This is a genomic window from Streptomyces collinus Tu 365, from assembly GCF_000444875.1.
Classification (GTDB): Bacteria; Actinomycetota; Actinomycetes; order Streptomycetales; family Streptomycetaceae; genus Streptomyces; species Streptomyces collinus_A.
Map to the genome: position 1 here is coordinate 6896500 of NC_021985.1, position 21793 is coordinate 6918292.

General features: G+C 74.1%; 18 protein-coding genes and 1 pseudogene. 16 read left to right on the forward strand and 3 right to left on the reverse strand.

What is annotated here, in order from left to right:
- Nucleotides 1-34: 34 nt before the first annotated feature.
- Nucleotides 35-1090, reverse strand: a complete 1056-nt coding sequence (locus B446_RS29895) for an Rv2578c family radical SAM protein (RefSeq protein WP_020943176.1) — start codon at nt 1088-1090, stop codon at nt 35-37.
- Between the two features lie 134 nt (nt 1091-1224).
- Here B446_RS29895 and B446_RS29900 point away from each other — a divergent pair, with 134 nt between their 5' ends.
- From B446_RS29900 to B446_RS29970, 15 genes and pseudogenes are all read left to right on the forward strand, one after another.
- Nucleotides 1225-1668 (forward strand): SRPBCC family protein, encoded by a 444-nt coding sequence (locus B446_RS29900; protein ID WP_020943177.1) that lies wholly within the window; start codon nt 1225-1227, stop codon nt 1666-1668.
- 160 nt (nt 1669-1828) lie between these two features.
- On the forward strand, nt 1829-4270 hold the full coding sequence (locus B446_RS29905; protein WP_043476701.1) for an MFS transporter: 2442 nt from the start codon (nt 1829-1831) through the stop codon (nt 4268-4270).
- 250 nt (nt 4271-4520) lie between these two features.
- Nucleotides 4521-7051: pseudogene (locus B446_RS29910) on the forward strand (SpoIIE family protein phosphatase).
- Nucleotides 7052-7177: 126 nt separating this feature from the next.
- Nucleotides 7178-7912, forward strand: a complete 735-nt coding sequence (locus B446_RS29915) for a class I SAM-dependent methyltransferase (RefSeq protein ID WP_020943179.1) — start codon at nt 7178-7180, stop codon at nt 7910-7912.
- Nucleotides 7913-8110: 198 nt separating this feature from the next.
- A complete protein-coding gene (locus tag B446_RS29920) occupies nt 8111-8944 on the forward strand; it encodes a M55 family metallopeptidase (RefSeq protein ID WP_020943180.1) in 834 nt (277 codons plus the stop codon).
- Nucleotides 8937-10241 carry a M20/M25/M40 family metallo-hydrolase gene (locus tag B446_RS29925; protein ID WP_020943181.1) on the forward strand — a complete coding sequence of 435 codons (1305 nt, stop codon included), beginning with the start codon at nt 8937-8939 and terminating at the stop codon, nt 10239-10241. Before B446_RS29920 ends, B446_RS29925 begins: the two co-directional genes overlap by 8 nt.
- A gap of 63 nt (nt 10242-10304) precedes the next feature.
- Complete coding sequence (locus B446_RS29930) at nt 10305-12305, forward strand: prolyl oligopeptidase family serine peptidase (RefSeq protein ID WP_419184165.1); 2001 nt, start codon at nt 10305-10307, stop codon at nt 12303-12305.
- Nucleotides 12302-13225, forward strand: a complete 924-nt coding sequence (locus B446_RS29935) for a S66 peptidase family protein (protein ID WP_020943183.1) — start codon at nt 12302-12304, stop codon at nt 13223-13225. The genes B446_RS29930 and B446_RS29935 overlap by 4 nt, the downstream gene beginning before the upstream one ends.
- A 37-nt stretch (nt 13226-13262) precedes the next feature.
- Complete coding sequence (locus B446_RS29940; RefSeq protein WP_043476705.1) at nt 13263-13814, forward strand: GNAT family N-acetyltransferase; 552 nt, start codon at nt 13263-13265, stop codon at nt 13812-13814.
- 118 nt (nt 13815-13932) lie between these two features.
- On the forward strand, nt 13933-14955 hold the full coding sequence (gene paaA / locus B446_RS29945; RefSeq protein ID WP_020943185.1) for a 1,2-phenylacetyl-CoA epoxidase subunit PaaA: 1023 nt from the start codon (nt 13933-13935) through the stop codon (nt 14953-14955).
- The gene (gene paaB, locus B446_RS29950) at nt 14952-15254 is read left to right on the forward strand and encodes a 1,2-phenylacetyl-CoA epoxidase subunit PaaB (protein WP_020943186.1); all 303 of its coding nucleotides are present in this window, start codon (nt 14952-14954) and stop codon (nt 15252-15254) included. Before paaA ends, paaB begins: the two co-directional genes overlap by 4 nt.
- 9 nt (nt 15255-15263) lie before the next feature.
- Entirely contained in the window at nt 15264-16097 is an 834-nt protein-coding gene (gene paaC / locus B446_RS29955; RefSeq protein ID WP_020943187.1) for a 1,2-phenylacetyl-CoA epoxidase subunit PaaC, read from the forward strand.
- The gene (paaD, locus tag B446_RS29960; RefSeq protein ID WP_020943188.1) at nt 16091-16606 is read left to right on the forward strand and encodes a 1,2-phenylacetyl-CoA epoxidase subunit PaaD; all 516 of its coding nucleotides are present in this window, start codon (nt 16091-16093) and stop codon (nt 16604-16606) included. The genes paaC and paaD overlap by 7 nt, the downstream gene beginning before the upstream one ends.
- Complete coding sequence (paaE, locus tag B446_RS29965; RefSeq protein ID WP_020943189.1) at nt 16606-17724, forward strand: 1,2-phenylacetyl-CoA epoxidase subunit PaaE; 1119 nt, start codon at nt 16606-16608, stop codon at nt 17722-17724. The genes paaD and paaE overlap by 1 nt, the downstream gene beginning before the upstream one ends.
- Before the next feature lie 104 nt (nt 17725-17828).
- A complete protein-coding gene (locus B446_RS29970; protein WP_043476708.1) occupies nt 17829-19790 on the forward strand; it encodes a DUF5107 domain-containing protein in 1962 nt (653 codons plus the stop codon).
- 13 nt (nt 19791-19803) lie between these two features.
- Here the strand turns inward: B446_RS29970 and B446_RS29975 are convergent, their stop codons facing one another.
- The gene (locus B446_RS29975) at nt 19804-20151 is read right to left on the reverse strand and encodes a VOC family protein (protein ID WP_020943191.1); all 348 of its coding nucleotides are present in this window, start codon (nt 20149-20151) and stop codon (nt 19804-19806) included.
- A gap of 107 nt (nt 20152-20258) precedes the next feature.
- Between B446_RS29975 and B446_RS29980 the strand changes: the two genes are divergently transcribed.
- Nucleotides 20259-20696 carry a phage holin family protein gene (locus tag B446_RS29980; RefSeq protein ID WP_020943192.1) on the forward strand — a complete coding sequence of 146 codons (438 nt, stop codon included), beginning with the start codon at nt 20259-20261 and terminating at the stop codon, nt 20694-20696.
- Between the two features lie 68 nt (nt 20697-20764).
- Here the strand turns inward: B446_RS29980 and B446_RS29985 are convergent, their stop codons facing one another.
- Nucleotides 20765-21721: an LLM class F420-dependent oxidoreductase gene (locus tag B446_RS29985; RefSeq protein WP_020943193.1), complete on the reverse strand. Its 957-nt coding sequence runs from the start codon at nt 21719-21721 to the stop codon at nt 20765-20767.
- Nucleotides 21722-21793 lie beyond the last annotated feature (72 nt).

Genomic DNA, 21793 nt, shown 5'->3' on the forward strand with positions numbered 1-21793 from the left:
GGGTGATGCCCTCCAACGACCTCACATGGACGTCTCACATCAGGGTGAGCTGGGTCGGCTCGTCCAGGGCCGCCACGGGCGCGGGGTCCGCCGGCCGGATCCGCCGGGCCTGCCCCGCGCGCCAGGGTCCGATGCCGTACTCCTGGGCCAGTTCGTGCACCTGGCGGGTGATCCGGCGCTGGTACCACGTGGGCGCGTAGGCGCCGTCCGCGTACAGCCGCTCGTAGCGGCGCACCAGGTGCGGGTGGTGCCGGCCGAGCCAGGCCGTGAACCACTCGCGGGCGCCCGGCCGCAGGTGCAGCACCAGCGGCGTGACCGAGGTGGCCCCGGCCGCGGCGATCGCCCGTACGGTCTCCCGCAGTTGCGCCGGGGTGTCGCTCAGGAACGGGATCACCGGCGCCATCAGCACCCCGCAGCCGATCCCGTGCTCGCCGAGGGTCCGTACGACGTCCAGGCGCCGCTCGGGCGCGGGCGTGCCCGGCTCCACCGTGCGCCACAGCTCCGCGTCGGTGAAGCCCACGGAGACGGAGATGCCGACGTCCGTCACCCGGGCCGCCCGGGTGAGCAGGTCCAGGTCGCGCAGGACCAGGGTGCCCTTGGTCAGGATCGAGAACGGGTTCGCGTGCTCGGTGAGCGCCGAGATGATCCCCGGCATGAGCCGGTAGCGGCCCTCGGCCCGCTGGTAGCAGTCGACGTTGGTGCCCATCGCCACGTGGTCGCCCTGCCAGCGCCGGGAGGCGAGCTGGCGGCGCAGCAGTTCGGGGGCGTTGACCTTGACCACGATCTGGGTGTCGAACCCGATGCCCGTGTCGAGGTCGAGGTAGCCGTGCGTCTTGCGGGCGAAGCAGTACACGCACGCGTGCGTGCAGCCCCGGTAGGGGTTCACCGTCCACTCGAACGGCATGCGCGAGGCACCCGGCACCCGGTTCAGGACCGAGCGGGCCCGCACCTCGTGGAAGGTGATCCCGCGGAACTCGGGTGTGTCGAAGGTGCGCGTGACGACGGCGTCCGCGCCGAACAGCGCGGGATCGGCGGCCCGGCCGTGATCGTCGGAGTCCGCGGACCGCACGGTGAGGTTGTCCCAGCGCATGACGCCTCCTCGGTAGCACTGGCCACAGAATAGAACATACGTTCCCATGATCGTGCGACCCCCGATTTGGGGGGCCGGGCGCCGGGGTGGTTGGCTTGCCCCCATCCCGAGCAACCAGGTCCTGGAGGAACGCAATGGCGCAGGTCGAGGCCACTACGGAGCGGGTCGTCGCGGCGGACGCGGAGAAGGTGTTCGACGCCCTCGCCGACTACCGCGGCACACGGCAGAAGCTGCTGCCCGAGCACTTCAGCGAGTACGAGGTGCGCGAGGGCGGCGACGGCGAGGGCACCCTCGTCCACTGGAAGCTCCAGGCCACCAGCAAGCGGGTGCGCGACTGCCTCCTGGAGGTCAGCGAGCCCACCGACGGTGAGCTGGTCGAGAAGGACCGCAACTCCTCCATGGTCACCACCTGGCGCGTCACCCCGGCCGGCGAGGGCAGGTCCCGGGTCGTCGTCACCACCACCTGGAAGGGTGCCGGCGGCATCGGCGGCTTCTTCGAGAAGACCTTCGCGCCCAAGGGCCTGGGCCGGATCTACGACGCCGTGCTCGCCAACCTCGCGCGCGAGGTCGAGGCGTAGCCGGCGGTCACCAAGAGCGGGCCGGTGCGGGGGCGTTGCGCCCCTCACCGGTTCGGGTGGATCTCCACCGAGTCCGGGACTGAGCCGTGTCTCACCGTACTTGTCCGCAGTTGTCGCCCTCGAGCGACACATGTGACAGGTACGACGTGGGGAGCGGTACGTGGGCGGGACGACTCTGGTGCGGCACGAACCGCACACGGCCGCTGACCCGGCCCCCGCGCCCGCACCCGCGGCGGAGGCCGAACTCCCGCCGCGCCGCGTGCGCCTGGTCTTCGTCGGGCTGATGCTCGCGCTGCTGCTCGCCGCGCTGGAGCAGATGATCGTCGCCACCGCCCTGCCGAAGATCGTGGGTGAGCTGCACGGCCTGGACCGGATGTCCTGGGCGATCACCGCCTACCTGCTCACGTCCACCATCGGCCTGCCCCTGTACGGCAAGCTCGGGGACCTCCTCGGCCGCAAGGGTGTCTTCCAGTTCGCCATCCTGGTCTTCGTCGTCGGCTCCGGGCTCGCCGGCCGGGCCGGCAGCATGGACCAGCTCATCGCCTTCCGCGCCCTCCAGGGCGTCGGCGCGGGCGGCCTCATGATCGGCGTGCAGGCGATCATCGCCGACATCGTGCCGCCCCGGCGGCGCGGCCGCTACATGGGCCTGATCGGCGCCGCGTTCGGCCTCGCCTCCGTCGCGGGCCCGCTGCTCGGCGGCTACTTCACCGACCACCTCTCCTGGCGCTGGTGCTTCTACGTCAACGTCCCCTTCGGCCTGCTCACCCTGGCCGTCGTCACCGCCGTCCTCGACCTGCCCAGGCCCCGGGTGCGCGCCCGGTTCGACGTCCTCGGCGCGCTGCTGCTCGCGACGGCGTCCACCTGCCTGGTGCTGCTGACCAGTTGGGGCGGCACCGAGTACGCCTGGGACTCGCGCCGGATCCTCGGCCTCGGCGCGGGCGCCGTCACCGCCACCGCGCTCTTCCTCGTCGCCGAGCGCTTCGCCGCCGAACCCCTCATCCCGCTGCGGCTGTTCCGCGACTCCGTGTTCAACGTCACCGGTCTGGTCGGCCTGGTGATCGGCGTCGCCCTGTTCGGCGCCGCCAGCTACCTGCCCACCTTCCTGCAGATGGTCGACGGCGCCAGCGCCACCGAGTCCGGGCTGCTGATGCTGCCCATGATGGCCGGGATCGTCGTCGCCTCGATCGCCGGCGGGCAGCTCATCAGCCACACCGGCCGCTACAAGGTCTTCCCCGTGCTCGGCGCTGCCCTCGCCGCCGTCGGCATGTGGCTGCTGTCGAGGCTGGAGACCGACACCCCCCGGCTCCAGTACAGCGTCTGGATGGCCGTCCTCGGCGCCGGCATCGGCCTGGTCATGCCCGTCCTGGTGCTCGCCGTGCAGAACTCCGTGCGCCCCGCCGACCTCGGCACCGCCACCAGCGCCAACAACTACTTCCGGCAGATCGGCGGCAGCGTCGGCGCCGCCGTCTTCGGCACGCTGTTCGCGAACCGGCTCGCCGACGCCCTGCGCGAGGAACTGCCCCCGCGCGCCGGCGCCCGGCTGCCCGACCCCGAGTCCCTGACCCCGCAGCTCGTGCACACGCTGCCGCCGGCCCTGCGCGACGCCTACATCCGCGCCTACGCCGACGCGATGCCCCGGATCTTCCTCTACCTCGTCCCGGTGCTCGTCCTCGGCCTGCTCATCGCCTTCTTCCTCAAGGAGAAACCGCTGGTGTCCCACCACGCCACCGAACCGGAACCCGCCACCAGGGCCGAACCCGCCGGCCCGTACGCCTCCGTCCCGCAGGCCCGCCCCCAGCCTCCGGCCGGGGGGACCACCGGCTCGCTCCGCTCGCCGCACACCGCCGGTATCCCCGTGTGCGGCACCGTTCAGCACCCCGACGGCACCGCGGTGCCCCGCGCGGCGCTCACCCTCATCGACGTCACCGGGCGGCAGATCGGGCGCGGCGCCAGCGGCGAGGACGGCCGGTACGCGCTCGGCACCCCCGGCGCCGGGTCGTACGTGCTCATCGCCGCCGCCGGCGGCCACCAGCCGCAGGCCGTCTCCGTCACCGTCGGCGAGCGCCCCGTCGAGCTCGACGTCGTCCTCGGCGGCGCCGGACGCCTCGCCGGCAGCGTGCTCACCGCCGACGGCAGCCCCGTCCGGGACGCCACCGTCACCCTCACCAACGTGCACGGCGAGGTCGTCGCGACCACCCGCAGCGGCCGCGAGGGCGGCTACGTCATCACCGAACTGGTCGCCGGCGAGTACACCCTGGCCGCCGGCGCCCCCGCGTTCCGCCCCGCCGCGCTCCCGGTCAGCGTCCAGGCCGCCCGGGAGACCCGGCAGGACATCGAACTCGCGGGCGGCGCCGTCCTGAAGGGCACCGTCCGGGCGAGCAGCGGCCGGCCCGTCGAGGACGCCCGGGTCACCCTCCTGGACGCGGCGGGCAACGTGGTCGACACGCTCACCACCGCGGCCGACGGGACGTTCAGGTTCGTGGACCTGTCCTCCGGCGAGTACACGGTGATCGCCGCGGGCTACCCGCCGGTCGCCACCGTCCTCCAGGTCGCCGGCGGCGGCCGCACCGAACGCGATCTCCAGCTCGGCCACGAGGACTAGGGCCTGTCGCGAAGGTGGTCCTCTGCCGTGCCACGCCCGGCCGCCCTTCGGGCGACGAGGCCACTTTCGCGACAGGCCCCGGGCCGCCCGGAGCCGAGGGGGCGCGCGAGGGGCGCTGAGCTGCGCGCCGGTGCGATCAGGTGGAACCAATTCCAGGATTGCCACACATCGCGACCGGCCGCAGCCGTACCGTAGTGGCGGGCGGCACAGATCGTTTGCGAACAGCCTGTGGGGAGAGAGGGCCTGGGCCATGGACCATGGCAGCGAGCGGGACACACCTCCCGGCGGCGCCGGTGACGCCACGTCGGGCCGGGTTCCGCTGGCCGTGGTGGTCGTCGACCGCGACGGCCTGGTGTCCCACTGGAGCAGCGGCGCGGGCCGGCTGTTCGGCGTGCAGCGGCGGGACGCGGTCGGGCGCCCGGCCGCCGACCTGCTGCCGGTCTCCGGCGCGCTCTCCGACGACCTCCTCGACCTGCACACCGACGCGCTGCCGGACGCCTACGGCCCCGACGGCCCGGGTGACGGACCCGGCCCCGACCTGGAGGCCTCTCTCGGCGGCGGCTCCGCCTACCCGACGGCCGGCCGCGCCCGCCTCTTCCCGCACGAACACGCGGACGAGCACGGGGACGAGCACGGAGGCGCGGACGAGCACCGGGACGGGCGGGCCGGCTCAGGGCCGGCCGACGCGCCCCGGATCGACGTGCTCTGGTGGGCCTACCCGCTGATCGGCCCCGGCCCCTCCCGGCTGCTGGTGCTCGCCGCCGACGCCACCCGCCTCCGGGAACAGCGCGGCTACGACGACGAGACCGCCGAGCGCATCGCGCCCGGATTCGCCCGCCACACCGAACTGCCCGCCTCCGACGAACTGGAGCGCCGGCTCCCCGAGATCCTGCCCAACATGGGCCCAGGGCTCAGCGGCCGCATCGTCTCCCAGATCCTCGAACTCGGCTACCCGGTACTGGAGTTCAGCCAGTACGACCGGGTGCCCGTCACCCCGTACTGGGGCGTGCCGCGCCGCCCGGGACGCAGCCGCGCCGAGGCCGTCGTACCGCAGCAGCGCTCGGCGCCGCCGATCCCCGCCGGCGCCGAGCACGAACTCGAGTACGCCGCCGTGCGCGAGCGACTGGAGTTCCTCAACGAGGTCAGCTCCGGCATCGGTTCCTCGCTCGACCTCGGCGAGACCATCCGCGAGGTCACCAGCGCCGCCGTACCCCGCTTCGCGGACTTCGCCGGCACCCACCTGCGCTCCGCCGTCCTCGCGGGCGAGGGCTTTCCCGACGGCCCGCCCGACGCGACCACCGTGATGCACCGCGTCTGGGTCGAGCACAACGACGAACCCGGCCGCTGGGACGACACCGTGCCGGTCGGCGAGACCTTCGCCTTCCCCGAGCACACCCCGTTCTACCGGTGCATGGTCACCGGCGAACCGGTGCTCGTCCCGCTGGTCACCGAGGAACTGGGTACCGCATCTCCGGCGAGTTCGAGAAGCGCGACCTCAGGCCGCTGATCAACGGGCGCTCCCTGCTGATCGTCCCGCTCAAGGCGCGCAACGTCGTCCTCGGCTTCATGGTCCTCATGCGCCGCCCGGACCGGGCGGCGTTCGACGACATGGACCGCACCACCGGCGCCGAACTCGCCGCCCGCGCCGGGCTCGTGCTCGACAACGCGCGCATGTACACCTACCAGGAGAACGTCGCCGACACCCTCCAGGACAGCATGCTGCCGCAGGTCGCGCCGCGGACGGCGGGCTGTGACGTGGCGACCCGCTACCTGCCCGGCACCCGGCTCGGCCGGATCGGCGGCGACTGGTTCGACAGCATCAAGCTGCCCGGCTCGCGCACCGCCCTCGTGGTCGGCGACGTCATGGGCCACGGCCTCAACTCCGCCGCCATGATGGGCCAGTTGCGCACGGCCGTGCAGACCATGGCCGCCCTGGAGACCCCGCCCGCGCAACTCCTGCGCAACCTGGACGACCTGGCCCGCAGACTGGGCGAGAACTACCTCGCCACCTGCCTGTACGCGGTCTACGACCCGATCCGCGGCGAACTGCACCTCGCCAACGCCGGACACATCCCGCCGGTCCTGGTGCGGGCCGAGGACGGCCGCAGCGAACTGCTCGACCTGCCCACCGGTGCGCCCATAGGCGTCGGGGGTGTCCCGTTCGAGTCCACCGTCGTCCGCGTCCGCCCCGGCGACCGGCTGGTGCTGTGCACCGACGGACTGGTCGAGGTGCGCGGCTGCGACATCGGCGAGGGCCTCGCCGCGCTCTGCGAGTCCGCCGCCCACCCCGCCGCGTCGATGGACGCCGCCTGCGACACCATCATCCGCGCGCTGAACACCCGCGGCGGCCGCAAGGACGACGTCGCCCTGCTCATGGCCCGGCTCAACGGCATCCCCGCCGACCACGTCGCCGAGTGGCGCCTCGACGCCGACCCGCGCGAAGCGGGACGGGCCCGGCGCCTGGTCGGCGAGCGGCTGCGCGCCTGGGGCCTGCCGCAGGCCGTGGAGACGGCACAGCTGCTGGTCAGCGAGGTCGTCACCAACGCCGTGCGGTACGGCGGCGGCGGTCCGGTCGGACTGCGGGTGGTCCGCACCGACGCGCTGCTGTTCGAGGTCACCGACGACGAGCCGGGCCTGCCCGCCATGCTCTCCGCCGGACCGTACGACGAGGCGGGCCGCGGCCTGCGGGTGGTGACCCGGCTGGCCCGCGAGTGGGGTGCCAGCGCCACCGGTCACCGCAAGACCGTCTGGTTCGAACAGGCCGTCGGCACAGGGCCGTGAACGGCGGCCGGGCACGCCGAACGGTGGCCCGAGGCCGTACATCAAGTGAAGGTGGTGTACGGCCCCTTGCCCCACGCCCGGCCGTCGCGATATCCCGATCACGGAACCGACCGTGGGGAGATCGCGATGAACGTCGTCTCGGACAACTACCGTGACAACTGGGAGAGTTACTGGCGTGGGACCTCCGACGCCCCGGGCGAGGCCATCTGGGACGCCGACCCCTCGCTGACCGCCGGACCGCACAGCGAACTGCTGCTCCCCCACGCGGACGCCACGCGCACCGTCGTGGACCTCGGCTGCGGCAACGGCACCCAGACCCGTTACCTCGCCACCCGGTTCGCGCGCGCCGTCGGCGTCGACCTCTCGCACGCGGCCGTCGAGCACGCCCGCCGCGCCGCCGAGAAGGCCGCGGACGGGACGTCCGTCGAGTTCCACCAGCTCGACCTGACCGACGCCGCCGCCGTCGAGGCCCTGCACGACAGGCTCGGCGACAGCAACGTCTACATGCGGGCCGTCATCCACCAGAGCGAACCGGCCGCACGCCCCCTGGTCGCGGCCGCCGTCGCCCGGCTCATCGGTACCCGGGGCCGCGCCTTCGTCGTGGAACTGACCTCCGCCTCCCGGGACGTCCTGCGGCAGGCGGCGGACGGCCCCGACGGCCCCGGCCCCAAGCTGCGCCGGGTCTTCGACCACCACCTCAAGCCCGCCGACGCCGACGACGAGGAGATCCCGCGCCTGCTCGCCGAGGCCGGCCTGAGGATCCTCGCCGAGGGCGGGACGACCCTGCCGCAGACCGAACACCTCGCCGACGGCACCCGTATCGACCTCCCGGCCCACTGGTTCGTCCTCGCCGCGCACTGACACCGCCCGCCCCGCTCCGGGCCCGGGACCGCGCGAGCGGACCCGGGCCCGGCGGACTTCCTCGCTCCGGCCGTGACGAAGCCGTGTCCCACCGGCGGTACCGCTGCCCGGGCGTGCCGCTCACCGGCCTCGGGCGGCCCTGACGACGTGGCCCGCCGTCGTAGCCTGCCGGGGCCGCGACGCGTAACGTGACGCGGCATGAAGATCCTCATCAGCGCGGACATGGAGGGCGCCACCGGGGTCACCTGGCCGGCCGACGTGCTGCCCGGGACGCCTCAGTGGGAGCGCTGCCGTTCGATGTTCACCTCGGACGTGAACGCGGCCGCCCTCGGCTTCTTCGACGGCGGCGCCGACCAGGTGCTCGTCAACGAGGCCCACTGGTCCATGCGCAACCTGCTCCTGGAACGCCTCGACGACCGGGTCGAGATGCTCACCGGACGGCACAAGACGCTGTCCATGGTGGAGGGCGTCCAGCACGGCGACGTCGACGGCATCGCCTTCGTCGGCTACCACACCGGCGCCGGGACGGAGGGCGTCCTCGCCCACACCTACCTGGCCAACCAGATCACCGGGGTGTGGCTGAACGGCGTCCGGGCGAGCGAGGGTCTGCTGAACGCGCACGTCGTCGCCGAGTACGGCGTCCCGGTGGTGCTCTTCACCGGCGACGACCTGGCCTGCGAGGACGCGCTCGGCTACGCGCCCGGAGCGCTGAAGGTCGCGGTCAAGGACCACGTGTCCCGCTACGCGGCGGTCTGCCGCACGCCGGCCAGGACCGCCGCCGACATCCGCGCGGCCGCCGAGGAGGCCGCGCGGCTCGCCGTCCGGCACGAGCCCGTGCACGCCGGGCCGTTCACCGTCGCCGTCGAGTTCGACGCCGAGCACCTGGCGATGGCGGCGACCGTCGTCCCGGGCGTGGCCCGCACCGGCGAACGGAAGGTGGCGTACACCAGCGACACCATGTACGAGGGAATCCGGACCTTCAAGGCGGTCACCACGATCGTCTCGGCCGCGGTGGAGGAGCAGTATGGCTGACCAGCAGGCACTGGACGAGGTGGTCGAGTTCACCTCCGGGCTGATCCGAATCGACACCACCAACCGGGGCGGCGGCGACTGCCGGGAGCGGCCCGCCGCCGAGTACGCGGCCGAGCGGCTGGCCGGTGCGGGCCTGGAGCCCCTGATGCTGGAGCGGACCCCCGGGCGCACCAACGTCGTGGCCCGGATCGCGGGCACCGACCCGTCCGCCGACGCCCTGCTCGTCCACGGCCACCTGGACGTGGTGCCGGCCGAGGCGGCCGACTGGAGCGTCGACCCGTTCTCGGGGGAGATCCGCGACGGTGTGGTGTGGGGGCGCGGCGCCGTCGACATGAAGAACATGGACGCGATGATCCTCGCGGTCGTCCGCTCCTGGGCCCGGCAGGGACTGCGGCCCCGCCGGGACGTCGTCGTCGCCTTCACCGCCGACGAGGAGGCCAGCGCCGAGGACGGCTCCGGTTTCCTCGCCGACGAGCACCCCGGGCTCTTCGAGGGCTGCACCGAGGGCGTCAGCGAATCGGGTGCCTTCACCTTCCACGACGGGGCGGGCCGGCAGCTTTACCCGATCGCGGCGGGGGAGCGCGGCACCGGCTGGCTGAAGCTCACCGCGCGCGGCCGCGCCGGACACGGCTCCAAGGTCAACAGGGAGAACGCGGTGACCCGGCTCGCCGCCGCCGTCACCCGTATCGGCGAGCACCAGTGGCCGCTGCGGCTCACCCCGACCGTACGGGCCGCCCTCACCGAACTCGCCACGCTCCACGGCATCGACCCGGACCTCACCGACGTGGACCGGCTGCTGGAGAAGCTGGGCCCGGCCGCCAAGCTGGTCGAGGCCACCCTCCGCAACAGCAGCAACCCCACCATGCTGGAGGCCGGCTACAAGCTGAACGTCATCCCGGGCGAGGCGGTCGCCTTCGTGGACGGGCGCTACCTGCCGGGCGGCGAGGAGGAGTTCCGCACCACCCTGGACCGGCTCACCGGCCCGGACGTGGACTGGGAGTTCGCGCACCGCGAGGTCGCCCTCCAGGCGCCGGTGGACTCGCCGACGTACGCGCGGATGCGCGCGGCCGTCGAGGAGTTCGCGCCCGAGGGGCACGTGGTGCCGTACTGCATGTCCGGCGGCACCGACGCCAAGCAGTTCTCGCGGCTCGGCATCACCGGCTATGGCTTCGCCCCGCTGAAGCTGCCCGAGGACCTCGACTACCAGGCGCTGTTCCACGGCGTCGACGAGCGGGTGCCCGTCGAGGCCCTGCACTTCGGCGTCCGGGTCCTCGACCGCTTCCTGCGGACGGCCTGAGCGATGGGGGAGGAGACGGCGCGGAAGACGACGCGGAAGACGACGCGGGAGATGACGGGGAAGATGACGCAGGAGATGGGGGAGGACATGGCGGACGGGACGGGGGACGGGACGGTCGCGGCGGCCTACGGGTCGTGGCCCTCGCCCGTCGACGCGGCACTGGCCGCCGCGCACGGCGGCGGCCCGCAGTGGGTCGGCTTCGTCGGGGACGAGGTGTGGTGGACCGAACCCCGGCCCGCCGAGGGCGGCCGCCGGGCGCTGGTGCGCCGCACCGCCGACGGCACCGAGCGCTCGGTGCTGCCCGCGCCGTGGAACGTGCGCAGCCGGGTCATCGAGTACGGCGGCCGGCCCTGGGCCGGAGTGGTCCGGGGCGGCGTGCCGCTGATCGTGTTCACCGACTTCGCCGACCAGCGGCTGTACCGGTACGAGCCCGGCGGCGAGCCGCGCCCGCTGACCCCGGTGTCCGCGGTGGGCGGCGGGCTGCGCTGGGCGGAACCGCGGGTGGACCTCGTGCGCGGCGAGGTGTGGTGCGTCCTGGAGGAGTTCACCGGCCCCGGTGCCGGCGACGTGCGGCGCGTCCTGGCCGCCGTCCCGCTGGACGGCTCGGCCGCCGGCGACCGGTCCGCCGTGCGGGAGCTCACCGAGGAGCGGCACCGGTTCGTCACCGGGCCCCGGCTCTCGCCGGACGGCCGCCGGGCCGCCTGGCTCGGCTGGGACCATCCCCGGATGCCCTGGGACGGCACGGAGCTGCTGGTCGGCGAGGTCGGTGACGACGGCAGACTGCATACCGTCCACACGGTCGCCGGCGGACCGCAGGAGTCCGTCGCGCAGGTGGAGTGGTCCCGGGACGGGCGGCTGCTGTACGCGAGCGACCGCGGCGGCTGGTGGAACCTGTACCGGGACGGCACCCCGCTGTGCCGGCGCGAGGAGGAGTTCGCCGGGCCGCTGTGGATGCTGGGCCTGAGCTGGTTCGCCCCGTTGGACAACGGGCTGCTGGCGGTCGTCCACGGCAAGGGGGCCGCGGCACTCGGCATACTCGATCCCGAGACCGGCGAGGTCGTGGACGCCGCCGGGCCCTGGACCGAGTTCGGGTCCACCCTGTCGGCCCACGGCGACCGGGTGGTCGCGGTCGGCGCCGGTCCGCGCACCGCCCCCGAGGTGGTCGAGCTGGACGCCCGCAGCGGGCGCGCCCGCGCCGTCGGCGCCCTGCACCACGACCCGGTCGACCCGGCGTACTACCCCGAGCCGCACAGCCGCACCTTCACCGGACCCGGCGGCCGCGAGGTGCACGCGCACGTCTACCCGCCGCACCACCCCGCCCGCACCGGACCCGCCGGCGAACTGCCGCCGTACGTCGTCCGGGCGCACGGCGGTCCCACCAGCCGGGTGCCGCAGGTGCTGGACCTGGAGATCGCCTACTTCACCTCGCGCGGCATCGGCGTCGTCGAGGTGAATTACGGCGGCTCCACCGGATACGGCCGCGCCTACCGGGAGCGGCTGCGCGAGCAGTGGGGCGTCGTCGACGTCGAGGACTGCGCGGCCGTCGCGCGGGCCCTGGCCGAGGAGGGCACCGCGGACCCCGACCGGCTCGCCGTCCGGGGCGGCAGCGCGGGCGGCTGGACCACCGCCGCCTCCCTGACCGGCACCGACGTCTACGCCTGCGGCACGATCATCTACCCCGTCCTCGACCTCACCACCTGGGGGCCGGGGGAGACCCACGACTTCGAGTCGCGGTACCTGGACTCCCTGATCGGGCCGCGCGATGAGGTGGCCGACCGGTACGCCGAACGCTCGCCCACCGCGCACGCCGACCGGCTCTCGGTGCCGTTCGTGATGCTCCAGGGCCTGGACGACGTGATCTGCCCGCCCGCCCAGAGCGAGCGCTTCCTCGCCGCGGTCGAGGGCCGGGGCGTGCCGCACGCCTACCTCACCTTCGAGGGTGAGGGGCACGGGTTCCGCCGGTCCGACACCATGGTGCGCGCCCTGGAGGCCGAACTGTCCTTGTACGCGCAGGTGTTCGGCCTGGACGTGCCCGGCCTGCCGAAGCTGGAGCTGCGCCCGTGAAGGAGCTGACGCGGCCGGCCCGGCTGGCGCCGGGCGCACGCGTGGCCGTGGTGGCCACCAGCGGCCCGGTGCCCGAGGAGCGCCTGCAGGCGGGCCTCGACGTGCTGCGCGGCTGGGACCTCGACCCGGTGGCCGGCCCCCATGTACTGGACCGGCACCGGGAGTTCGGCTACCTGGCGGGCACGGACGCGGACCGCGCCGCCGACCTGCAGAACGCATGGTGCGACCCGTCGGTGGACGCGGTGCTGTGCGCCCGCGGCGGGTACGGGGCGCAGCGCATGGTCGACCTGCTGGACTGGGAGGCGATGCGCGCGGCCGGCCCGAAGGTGTTCGTCGGCTTCAGCGACCTCACCGTCCTGCACGAGGCGTTCGCCACCCGGCTCGGGCTCGCCACGCTGCACGGCCCGATGGCGGCGGGGATCGACTTCGTCAAGAACGAGCGCGCCCAGACGCATCTGCGGGCCACCCTCTTCGCTCCGGAGTCCGTCCGCACCCTGGCCTGCGGCGGCGGTGCCCTGGTGCCCGGCCGGGCCCGCGGGGTCACCCTGGGCGGCTGTCTGTCGCTGCTCGCCGCCGAGCTCGGCACCCCGCACGCCCGTCCGTCGGCGCGCGGCGGGCTGCTGTGCCTGGAGGACGTGGGCGAGGAGCCGTACGCGCTGGACCGCTTCCTCACCCAGCTGCTGCGGGCGGGGTGGCTGGACGGCGTGCACGGGCTGCTGCTCGGCTCCTGGGAGCGGTGCGGCCCCTACGAGCGGCTGCGGCCGGTGCTCGCCGACCGCCTCGGCGCGCTCGGCGTCCCCGTCGTGGAGGAGTTCGGGTTCGGGCACTGCGCCGGCGCGCTGACCGTCCCCTTCGGCGTCGCGGCCGAACTCGACGCCGACGCGGGCACGTTGACACTGGACGAGCCCGCGCTGCGCTGACCGCGGGCGGCGCGCGCGGGCCGCGTAGGCTGGCCGGATGCCGAACCCCGCATCTCGCTACCTCGCCGAGGGCCCGCGCGTGGCCATCCGTCCCTTCACCCCGCAGGACGGGCCCGAGTTCACGGCCCGGGCCCGGCAGAGCAAGGACCTGCACCGGCCGTGGCTGTTCCCGCCGGACTCCGAGGAGGGCTACGCGGGCTACGCCGCGGCGCTCGTCGAGGACCCGGCCAGGGCCGGCTTCCTGGTGTGCGAGAAGGACACCGGGGCCATCGCCGGGTTCATCAACATCAACAACATCGTCCGGGGCGGTTTCCGGTCCGGTGCCCTCGGCTACGGCGCCTTCGCGCACGCGGCGGGCCGCGGCCTCATGCGCGAGGGCCTGGACCTGGTGATCGACCACGCCTTCGGGCCGCTCGGGCTGCACCGGCTGGAGATCAACGCGCAGCCCGGCAACACCGCGTCCATCGGGCTCGCGCGCGGCGCCGGCTTCCGTCTGGAGGGCTTCTCGCCCGACATGATTTACATCGACGGGGCCTGGCGCGACCACGAGCGCTGGGCGCTGACGGCGGAGATGCGGCCCGCGGACTGACCGGTCGCGGGGCCGGGCCCGGCCGGTCCTACCGCTTCCGAAGCGCACCACTTCCAAAACGACGGGAACTCGTCCTATCATGGACCGAACGAACGGTCGGTTGGGATTGGTGGTAGGGATGACTGCACGGCAGGCCGGGCACGTCTCGGCGGACGACGCGCCGCCCGGACTCCAGGAGCGCTTCGACGACACGATCGCGCGCGACCAGCGGATCGAACCGCGCGACTGGATGCCGGACGGTTACCGCAGGACGCTGATCCGCCAGATCGCCCAGCACGCGCACTCCGAGATCATCGGCATGCAGCCGGAGGGCGAGTGGATCACCCGCGCGCCGTCGCTGCGCCGCAAGGCCATCCTGTTCGCCAAGGTCCAGGACGAGGCCGGCCACGGTCTCTACCTGTACTCGGCCGCCGAGACCCTCGGCGCCGACCGCGCCGACCTGACCGAGCGGCTGATCGAGGGCCGCCAGAAGTACTCCTCGATCTTCAACTACCCGACCGCGTCCTTCGCCGACGTCGGCGTCATCGGCTGGTTCGTGGACGGCGCCGCCATCTGCAACCAGGTGCCGCTGTGCCGCAGCAGCTACGGGCCCTACGCCCGGGCCATGGTCCGCATCTGCAAGGAGGAGTCCTTCCACCAGCGGCAGGGCTACGAACTGCTGATGACCATGATGCGCGGCACCGATGCCCAGCGCGCCATGGTCCAAGGCGCCGTGGACCGCTGGTGGTGGCCGTCGCTGATGATGTTCGGCCCGCCCGACGACGCCTCGCCCAACTCGGCGCAGTCCATGGCCTGGAAGATCAAGCGGCACAGCAACGACGAACTGCGCCGGCGCTTCGTCGACATGACCGTGCCCCAGGCCGAGAAGCTCGGCGTCACCCTGCCCGACCCCGAGCTGCGCTGGAACGAGGAGAGCGGCCGCTACGACTTCGGCACCCCCGACTGGTCCGAGCTCAAGCGGGTGATCAGCGGCGACGGGCCGTGCAACGACGAGCGGGTGGCCAGGCGCCGCACCGCGCACGAGGACGGCGCCTGGGTGCGCGAGGCGGCCGCGGCACACGCGGCCAAGCAGGCGGCCAGGACCACGGCCGGGACGGACACCGGGGCGGACACCCGGACGAAGAAGGGTGCGGCGGCATGAGCGAGACGCAGACGAAGCGGGACGGCTGGCCGCTGTACGAGGTCTTCGTGCGCGGCAAGCGCGGGCTGAACCACGTGCACGTCGGCTCCCTGCACGCCGCCGACGACCGGATGGCCCTCACCCACGCCCGCGACCTGTACACCCGGCGCAACGAGGGCGTCAGCATCTGGGTCGTGCGCTCCGAGCACATCGCCGCCTCCACACGCGACGAGAAGGACCCCTTCTTCGACCCGAGCGCCGACAAGGTCTACCGCCACCCCACCTTCTACGACATCCCCGACGACGTCCCGCACATCTAGGAGCAGGTCATGAGTGACGACCACGTCTACCTGTCCCTGGCCGAGGGACACGACGACAGCGACGCCCGCTGGGCCTTCGGCACCGGCTTCGAGGACCCGCTGCACGGCGTGAGCACCGCCGTCCCCGAGGGCGTCGACCGGGCCGAACTGGCCGCCACCTGCCTCGCGCTCGGTGACGACGCCCTCGTCACCGCCCAGCGGCTGGCCGAGTGGACCACCCGCGCCCCGGAGCTGGAGGAGGAGGTCGCCCTGGCCAACCTGGGCCTCGACCTGCTCGGCCAGGCCCGGCTGCTGTACGCCCGCTGCGGCCAGGTCGACGGCACCGGACGCGACGAGGACGCCTACGCCTACTTCCGCGACGCGGACGACTTCCGCAACGTCACCCTCGCCGAGCTGCCCAACGGGGACTTCGCGTTCTCCATGGCCCGGCTGCTGCTCCTCGCCAGCTGGCGGCTGGCCCACTTCGAGCGGCTGGCCGGCTCCGCCGACCCGGTGCTCGCCGCCGTCGCCGCCAAGGGCGTCAAGGAGCTGACCTACCACCGGCAGTACGCCGCCGAGTGGGTCGTCCGGCTCGGCGACGGCACCGAGGAGTCCCACCGGCGCATGCAGGCCGGCCTCGACGAGGTCGTCCCGCACCTGCGCGAGCTGACCGCGGCGCACGACGCCGGGGAGCCGGTCCTCGCCGTGCTGCGGCAGGTCGCCGACGCGGCCGGCCTCACCCTGCCCGGCCTGCCGGCCGAGCCGGCCGGTTCCGGCCGCGCGGGCGCCCACACCGCCCACCTCGCCCCGCTGCTCGCGGAACTCCAGAGCGTGGCCCGCGCCCACCCGGAGGCGACATGGTGACCACCCTCACCGAAGCCCGGCGCGCCCGGCACCTCGCCGAGCAGGTGCCCGACCCCGAACTGCCCATGCTCACCCTCGCCGACCTCGGCGTGCTCAGGGACGTGCGGGTGACCCCCGAGGGCACGGTCGTCGCCGACCTCACCCCCACCTACTCCGGCTGCCCGGCCATGTCCGAGATGCGGGCCGACGTGGCCGCCCGGCTCAGGGGCGCCGGCTACCAGCGCGTCGAGGTGCGCACGGTCCTCGACCCGCCCTGGACCACCGACTGGATCACCCCCGAGGGCCGCCGCAAGCTCGCCGAGCACGGCATCGCACCCCCGGGACCCGCGCCGCGCCCGGCCCCCGGCCCCGTGCCGCTGGTCCTGTCGGCGACCCGCCGCACCGTGCCCTGCCCGCGCTGCGGCGCCACGGACACGGAGGAGACCTCCCGCTTCGGCGCCACCTCCTGCAAGGCGCTGTGGCGCTGCCGCGCCTGCCGCGAACCGTTCGAGTACGTCAAGGAGATCTGATGGAGGACCTGTTGGCGCCCGCCGACGCGGCCCCCGCCCCGGTGCGCCGCACCCGCCGCCGCCCGGCCTTCCACACCCTGCGGGTGGCGGCCGTACAGCGGCTGTGCGAGGACGCGGTCGCGGTGAGCTTCGACGTACCCGCCGAACTGGCCGAGGAGTTCGCCTTCGAACCCGGCCAGTCGCTCACCCTGCGCCGCCGGGTGGACGGCCGCGACGAGCGCCGCTCCTACTCGATCTGCTCCCCGGCCGGCACCCGGCCCCGGATCGGCGTACGGGTGGTCCCCGGCGGCCTGTTCTCCTCCTGGCTGGTCGACGAGGTCGCCCCGGGCGACACCGTCGAGGTGATGGGCCCCGTCGGCGCCTTCACCCCCGACCTGACCGTGCCCGGCCACCACGTGCTGATCGCCGCCGGCTCGGGCATCACCCCGATGGTCTCCATCGCCGAGTCCGTCCTCGCCGCCGACCCGGCCTCCCGGGTCACCCTCTTCTACGGCAACCGCCGCACCGACTCGGTGATGTTCGCCGACGAACTCGCCGACCTCAAGGACCTGTACCCGGCCCGCTTCCAGCTCGCGCACGTCCTGTCCCGGGAACCGCGCGAGGCCGATCTGCTCAGCGGCCGCCTGGACGGCGAACGGCTGGCCGCGCTCGTCGACGGCCTGGTCGACGTCCCCACCGCCGACCACTGGTGGCTGTGCGGCCCGCACGGCATGGTCCTCGACGCCCAGCGGGTGCTGTCCGGGCTCGGCGTCCCCGCCGACCGGATCCACCAGGAACTCTTCTTCGCCGGCGAGGAACCCGTCGCCCCCGTCCGGCACGCCGAGCCCCGCGCGGACGGCCCGGTCAGCGAGGTCACCCTCGTCCTGGACGGCCGTTCCACCACCTCCCCGCTCTCCCGCGAGGCCACGATCCTGGACTCCGCCGCCCGGGTCCGCCCCGACCTGCCCTTCGCCTGCAAGGGCGGCGTCTGCGGCACCTGCCGCGCCCACATCACCGAGGGCAAGGCCGACATGCGCCGCAACTACGCCCTCGAACCCGCCGAGGTCGACGCGGGCTACGTGCTGACCTGCCAGTCCTACCCCGTCTCCGACACCCTCACCGTCGACTTCGACAGCTGACCGGGCCGGCGGACGGCACCCCCGGCCCATGACCCGGGCCGGGGGTGCCTTTGCGCAATCCTGACCGGCAGCTCCTCTGGCCGACTCACCGCCCGCCGGGTTCCATGGTCAAGGTGACGAGGATCCGACGTGAGGTACTGACCCTGCCCGCTGCCCGGTTGGGCCCCGACAACCCCCTGCCGCCGCTGAGCCCCCTCGACGAGGTCCACCGCATCGACGACCGGGAACGGGACGACATGCCCCGGGACATGGCCCGGCAGCTCGGCCTCGACCCCCTGCACAGCCTGCTGCCCGAACGCGTCCGCGACGGGTACGGCAGAACCCGCGAACCGATGTCCCTGGACGCGCTGGTGATCGAGAACGACCGGCTGCGCGCCACCGTCCTGCCCGGCCTGGGCGGCCGCGTCGCCTCCCTCGTCCACCTGCCCACCGGCCGCGAACTCCTCTACCGCAACCCGGTGTTCCAGCCCGCCGGCTTCGCCCTCAACGGCGCCTGGTACTCCGGCGGCATCGAGTGGAACATCGGTGCCACCGGCCACACCGCCCTCTCCTGCGCCCCCCTGCACGCCGCCTTGGTGCCCGCCCCCGACGGCGGGCAGATGCTGCGCCTGTGGGAGTGGGAGCGGCTGCGCGACCTGCCGTTCCAGGTCGACCTGTGGCTCCCGGACGGCTCCGACTTCCTCTTCGTCGGCGTCCGCGTCCGCAACCCGCACGAGCGCCCGGTCCCCACCTACTGGTGGTCCAACACCGCCGTCCCCGAGGACGTACGCGTCCTCGCCCCGGCCGAGGAGGCCTGGCACTTCGGCTACGAGCGCCGGCTGCGCCGGGTGCCCGTCCCCGCCCACGACGGCATCGACCGCACCTACCCGCTCGACAGCCCCCATCCCGCCGACTGGTTCTACGAGGTACCCGACGGCCGGCGCCGCTGGATCGCCGCGCCGGCCGCGGACGGCCGCGGCCTGGTGCAGACCTCCACCGACGTGCTGCGCGGCCGCAAGCTGTTCGTGTGGGGCCACGGACCGGGCGGCCGGCGCTGGCAGGACTGGCTCACCGAACCCGGCACCGGCGGCTACTGCGAGGTCCAGGCCGGACTCGCCCGCACCCAGCTCGAACACGTCCGCCTGGAACCGGAGAGCGAGGTGTCCTGGCTGGAGGCGTACGGCCCGCTCGACACACCCCGCGAGGGGGAGTGGAGCGAGGTCGTGCGGACGGCGGAGGAGCGGCTGGCCGCCGTGCTGCCGCGCCGGCGCGTGGAGGAGGCGTACGCGGCCTGGAAGCCGTACGCCGACACCGAACCCGGCGAGCGCCTGGCCACCGGCTCCGGCTGGGGCGCGCTGGAAGTGCTGCGCGCCGACTGGAAACTGCCCGGCACCCCGTTCCCCGAGTCCACGCTCGGCGAGGACCAGGCGCCCTGGGCCGAACTGCTGCGCACCGGCTGTCTGCCCGAACCGCGCCGGGTCCGCCCGCCGCACCCGACCCTGGTCGCCCCGCACTGGCGGGACATGCTGGAGACCGCCCCCGCCACCCCGCACACCGAGTACCACCTCGGCGTCGCCCAGTGGCACGCGGGCGACCGCGCCCAGGCCGTCCGCAGCTGGGAACGCGCCCTCCCGCTCGCCCCCTCGCAGTGGCCGCTGCTGCGCTGCCTCGGCGTCGCCGACCAGGAGTCGGGCCACCTGGAACGCGCCGCCGACCGGTACGCGGAAGCCTTCGAGGACCTGTGCCGCGAACGGCGGGACGACGGCGAGACCTGGACGGCCGCCGTGGCCGCGCTCGGCCGCGAGACCCTCCAGGCGCTGCTGCGCGCTCGCCGCACGGCGGACGCCCGCGCCGTGTGGGAGCGGCTGCTGCCCGCCGTCCGCCGGCGCGGCCGGTTCCGGCTGCTGGAGGCCGAACTGCTGCTCGCCGAGGGCCGCCGGGCCGAGGCCCTCGCCGTCCTCGGGCCGGACCTGGAGGTGGCGGACCTGCGCGAGGGGGAGGACGTGCTCGGCCGGCTGTGGGCCCGGCTCACCGACGAGCCGCTGCCCGCCCGGCACGACTTCCGGATGCGACCGGACACGCCCTGACCGGCGCGGCCGGTCAGCCGGACTGGTCGACGTACTCGAAGACCGAACCGTCCGGATGCATCGCGAGCAGGTTCCGGCCCGCCGGGGTCGGCACCGGCCCCGCGATGATCCGGGCGCCCAGAGCCGTCAGCAGCCGGTGCGCCTCGGCCACGTCCTTCACCGCGATCGTGGCCGCCACCTTGCGCAGCACCTCCAGCTCCGCCTCGGGCCCGCTCATCAGCAGGAAGGAGCCGATCGCGGCGACCTGGACGCCGCCGCGCTCGAAGCGCTGTGCCGTGCCGCCCGTAAGACGTTCGTAGAAGGGGATCGCGGTGTCGAGGTCATCGACGCAGATGCGCAGCGAGGCGCCCAGAATCTCCATGCGCACGAGCCTAGTTGGGGCGGGGCCCGGCCCGCACCGGACGGCCGCGCGGTGCCCGGTCGCGGCCCCCGCCGTTACCCGCCGTGCCCCGCGGGTACCCGCGCGGCATGGACCGTTCGGATCACCTGGAACATCTGGACAAGCACCTCGTCGAAGAACTGGCACAGGTGGCACGCGAGACGGTGCGCGACGAACTGCGCGAGCAGAGCCGCAAGCAGCGCCGCACGGCCGTGCTCTACGCCGCCTCGGGTGCCGTCGCCCTGTACGCGGGCGGTGCCCTCGCCCTCGCCCTGGGCCTGGGTCTCGCGGTGGGCCTGCCCGGCTGGGCGGCCGCCCTGATCACCGCGGCGATCCTCGGCGTGCTCGCCCAGCTGCTGCGCGGCGCCGCCCACCCGAAGCACCCGCACGGCGCGGGCCCGGGTGCCGGCGGCGCGGGGACCGTACCGGCCGGCGGACTCGGCACGCGGTACCCGCCCATGCCGTCCGAGGCCCCCTCGCCGCCCCGCCCCGGCGTCGACCCCGAGGGCCCGCACCACCGGGCCTGACACGCACCGGCAGCACCGAGGGGCGCGGGAGACATCCCGCGCCCCTCGGTCGCGTGCCGGCCGTCGTCTCAGCCGGTGAGCCGCGGCAGCACCTTCGTGCGGTAGAAGTCGAAGAAGCCGCGCTGGTCGGATCCGATCTGGTTGACGTACACCCGGTCGAACCCCGCGTCCGCGAACGCGCTCAGCGCGGCCACGTGCTCGTCCACGTCGTCGCCGCACACCGACTTCTCCCGGACCATGTCCTCGGTGACCAGGTCCGCGAGCTGCTCGAAGTGCCGCGGCGAGGGCAGCACCTGCCCCATCTCGCCGGGCAGCAGCTCGTTGGACCACAGCCGCCGCACCGTGCGCAGGCACTCCTCGCGGTCGGTGCCGTAGCAGACCTTCGTGCCCCCGCTCACCGGCTTGGCCCCGCCGCCGCCCTTGCGGAACCGGGTGACCATCTCCTCCTCCGGCGCCATCGTGATGTAGCCGTCGCCCACCCGGGCGGCCAGCGCCGTGGCCTTCGGGCCGAAACCGGAGATGTCGATCGGGACCGGCTCGTCGGGCACGGTGTACAGGCGGGCGTTCTCCACCGTGTAGTGCGTGCCGTGGTGGCTGACCTCCTCACCGGTGAACAGCCGCCGCATCACCTGGACGGCCTCCTCCAGCATCTCCAGGCGGACGGGCAGCGGGGGCCAGCGGTCGCCGAGGATGTGCTCGTTCAGCGCCTCGCCGGTGCCGACGCCGAGCCGGAAGCGCCCGCCGGTCATCACCGCGGTGGTCGCCGCGGCCTGCGCCAGCACCGCCGGATGGATGCGCACGGTCGGGCAGGTCACGGCCGTCTCGACGGGCAGTGACACGGCCTCCGAGAGCGCGCCGATCACCGACCAGACGAACGGGCTCTGGCCCTGCGCGTCGTTCCACGGGTGGTAGTGGTCGGAGATCCACAGCGCCTGGAAACCGGCCTGCTCGGCCATCCGGGCCTGCTCGACCAGCTCGGCGGGGCGGTGTTCCTCGCAGGACAGGAAGTAGCCGTACTCGGGCATGGGTGACACCTCCGGCGACCGGGCGGTCGGGTTCGGGGCTTGCGGGTGGGCTCCGCGGGGTCCGGCCCGGGC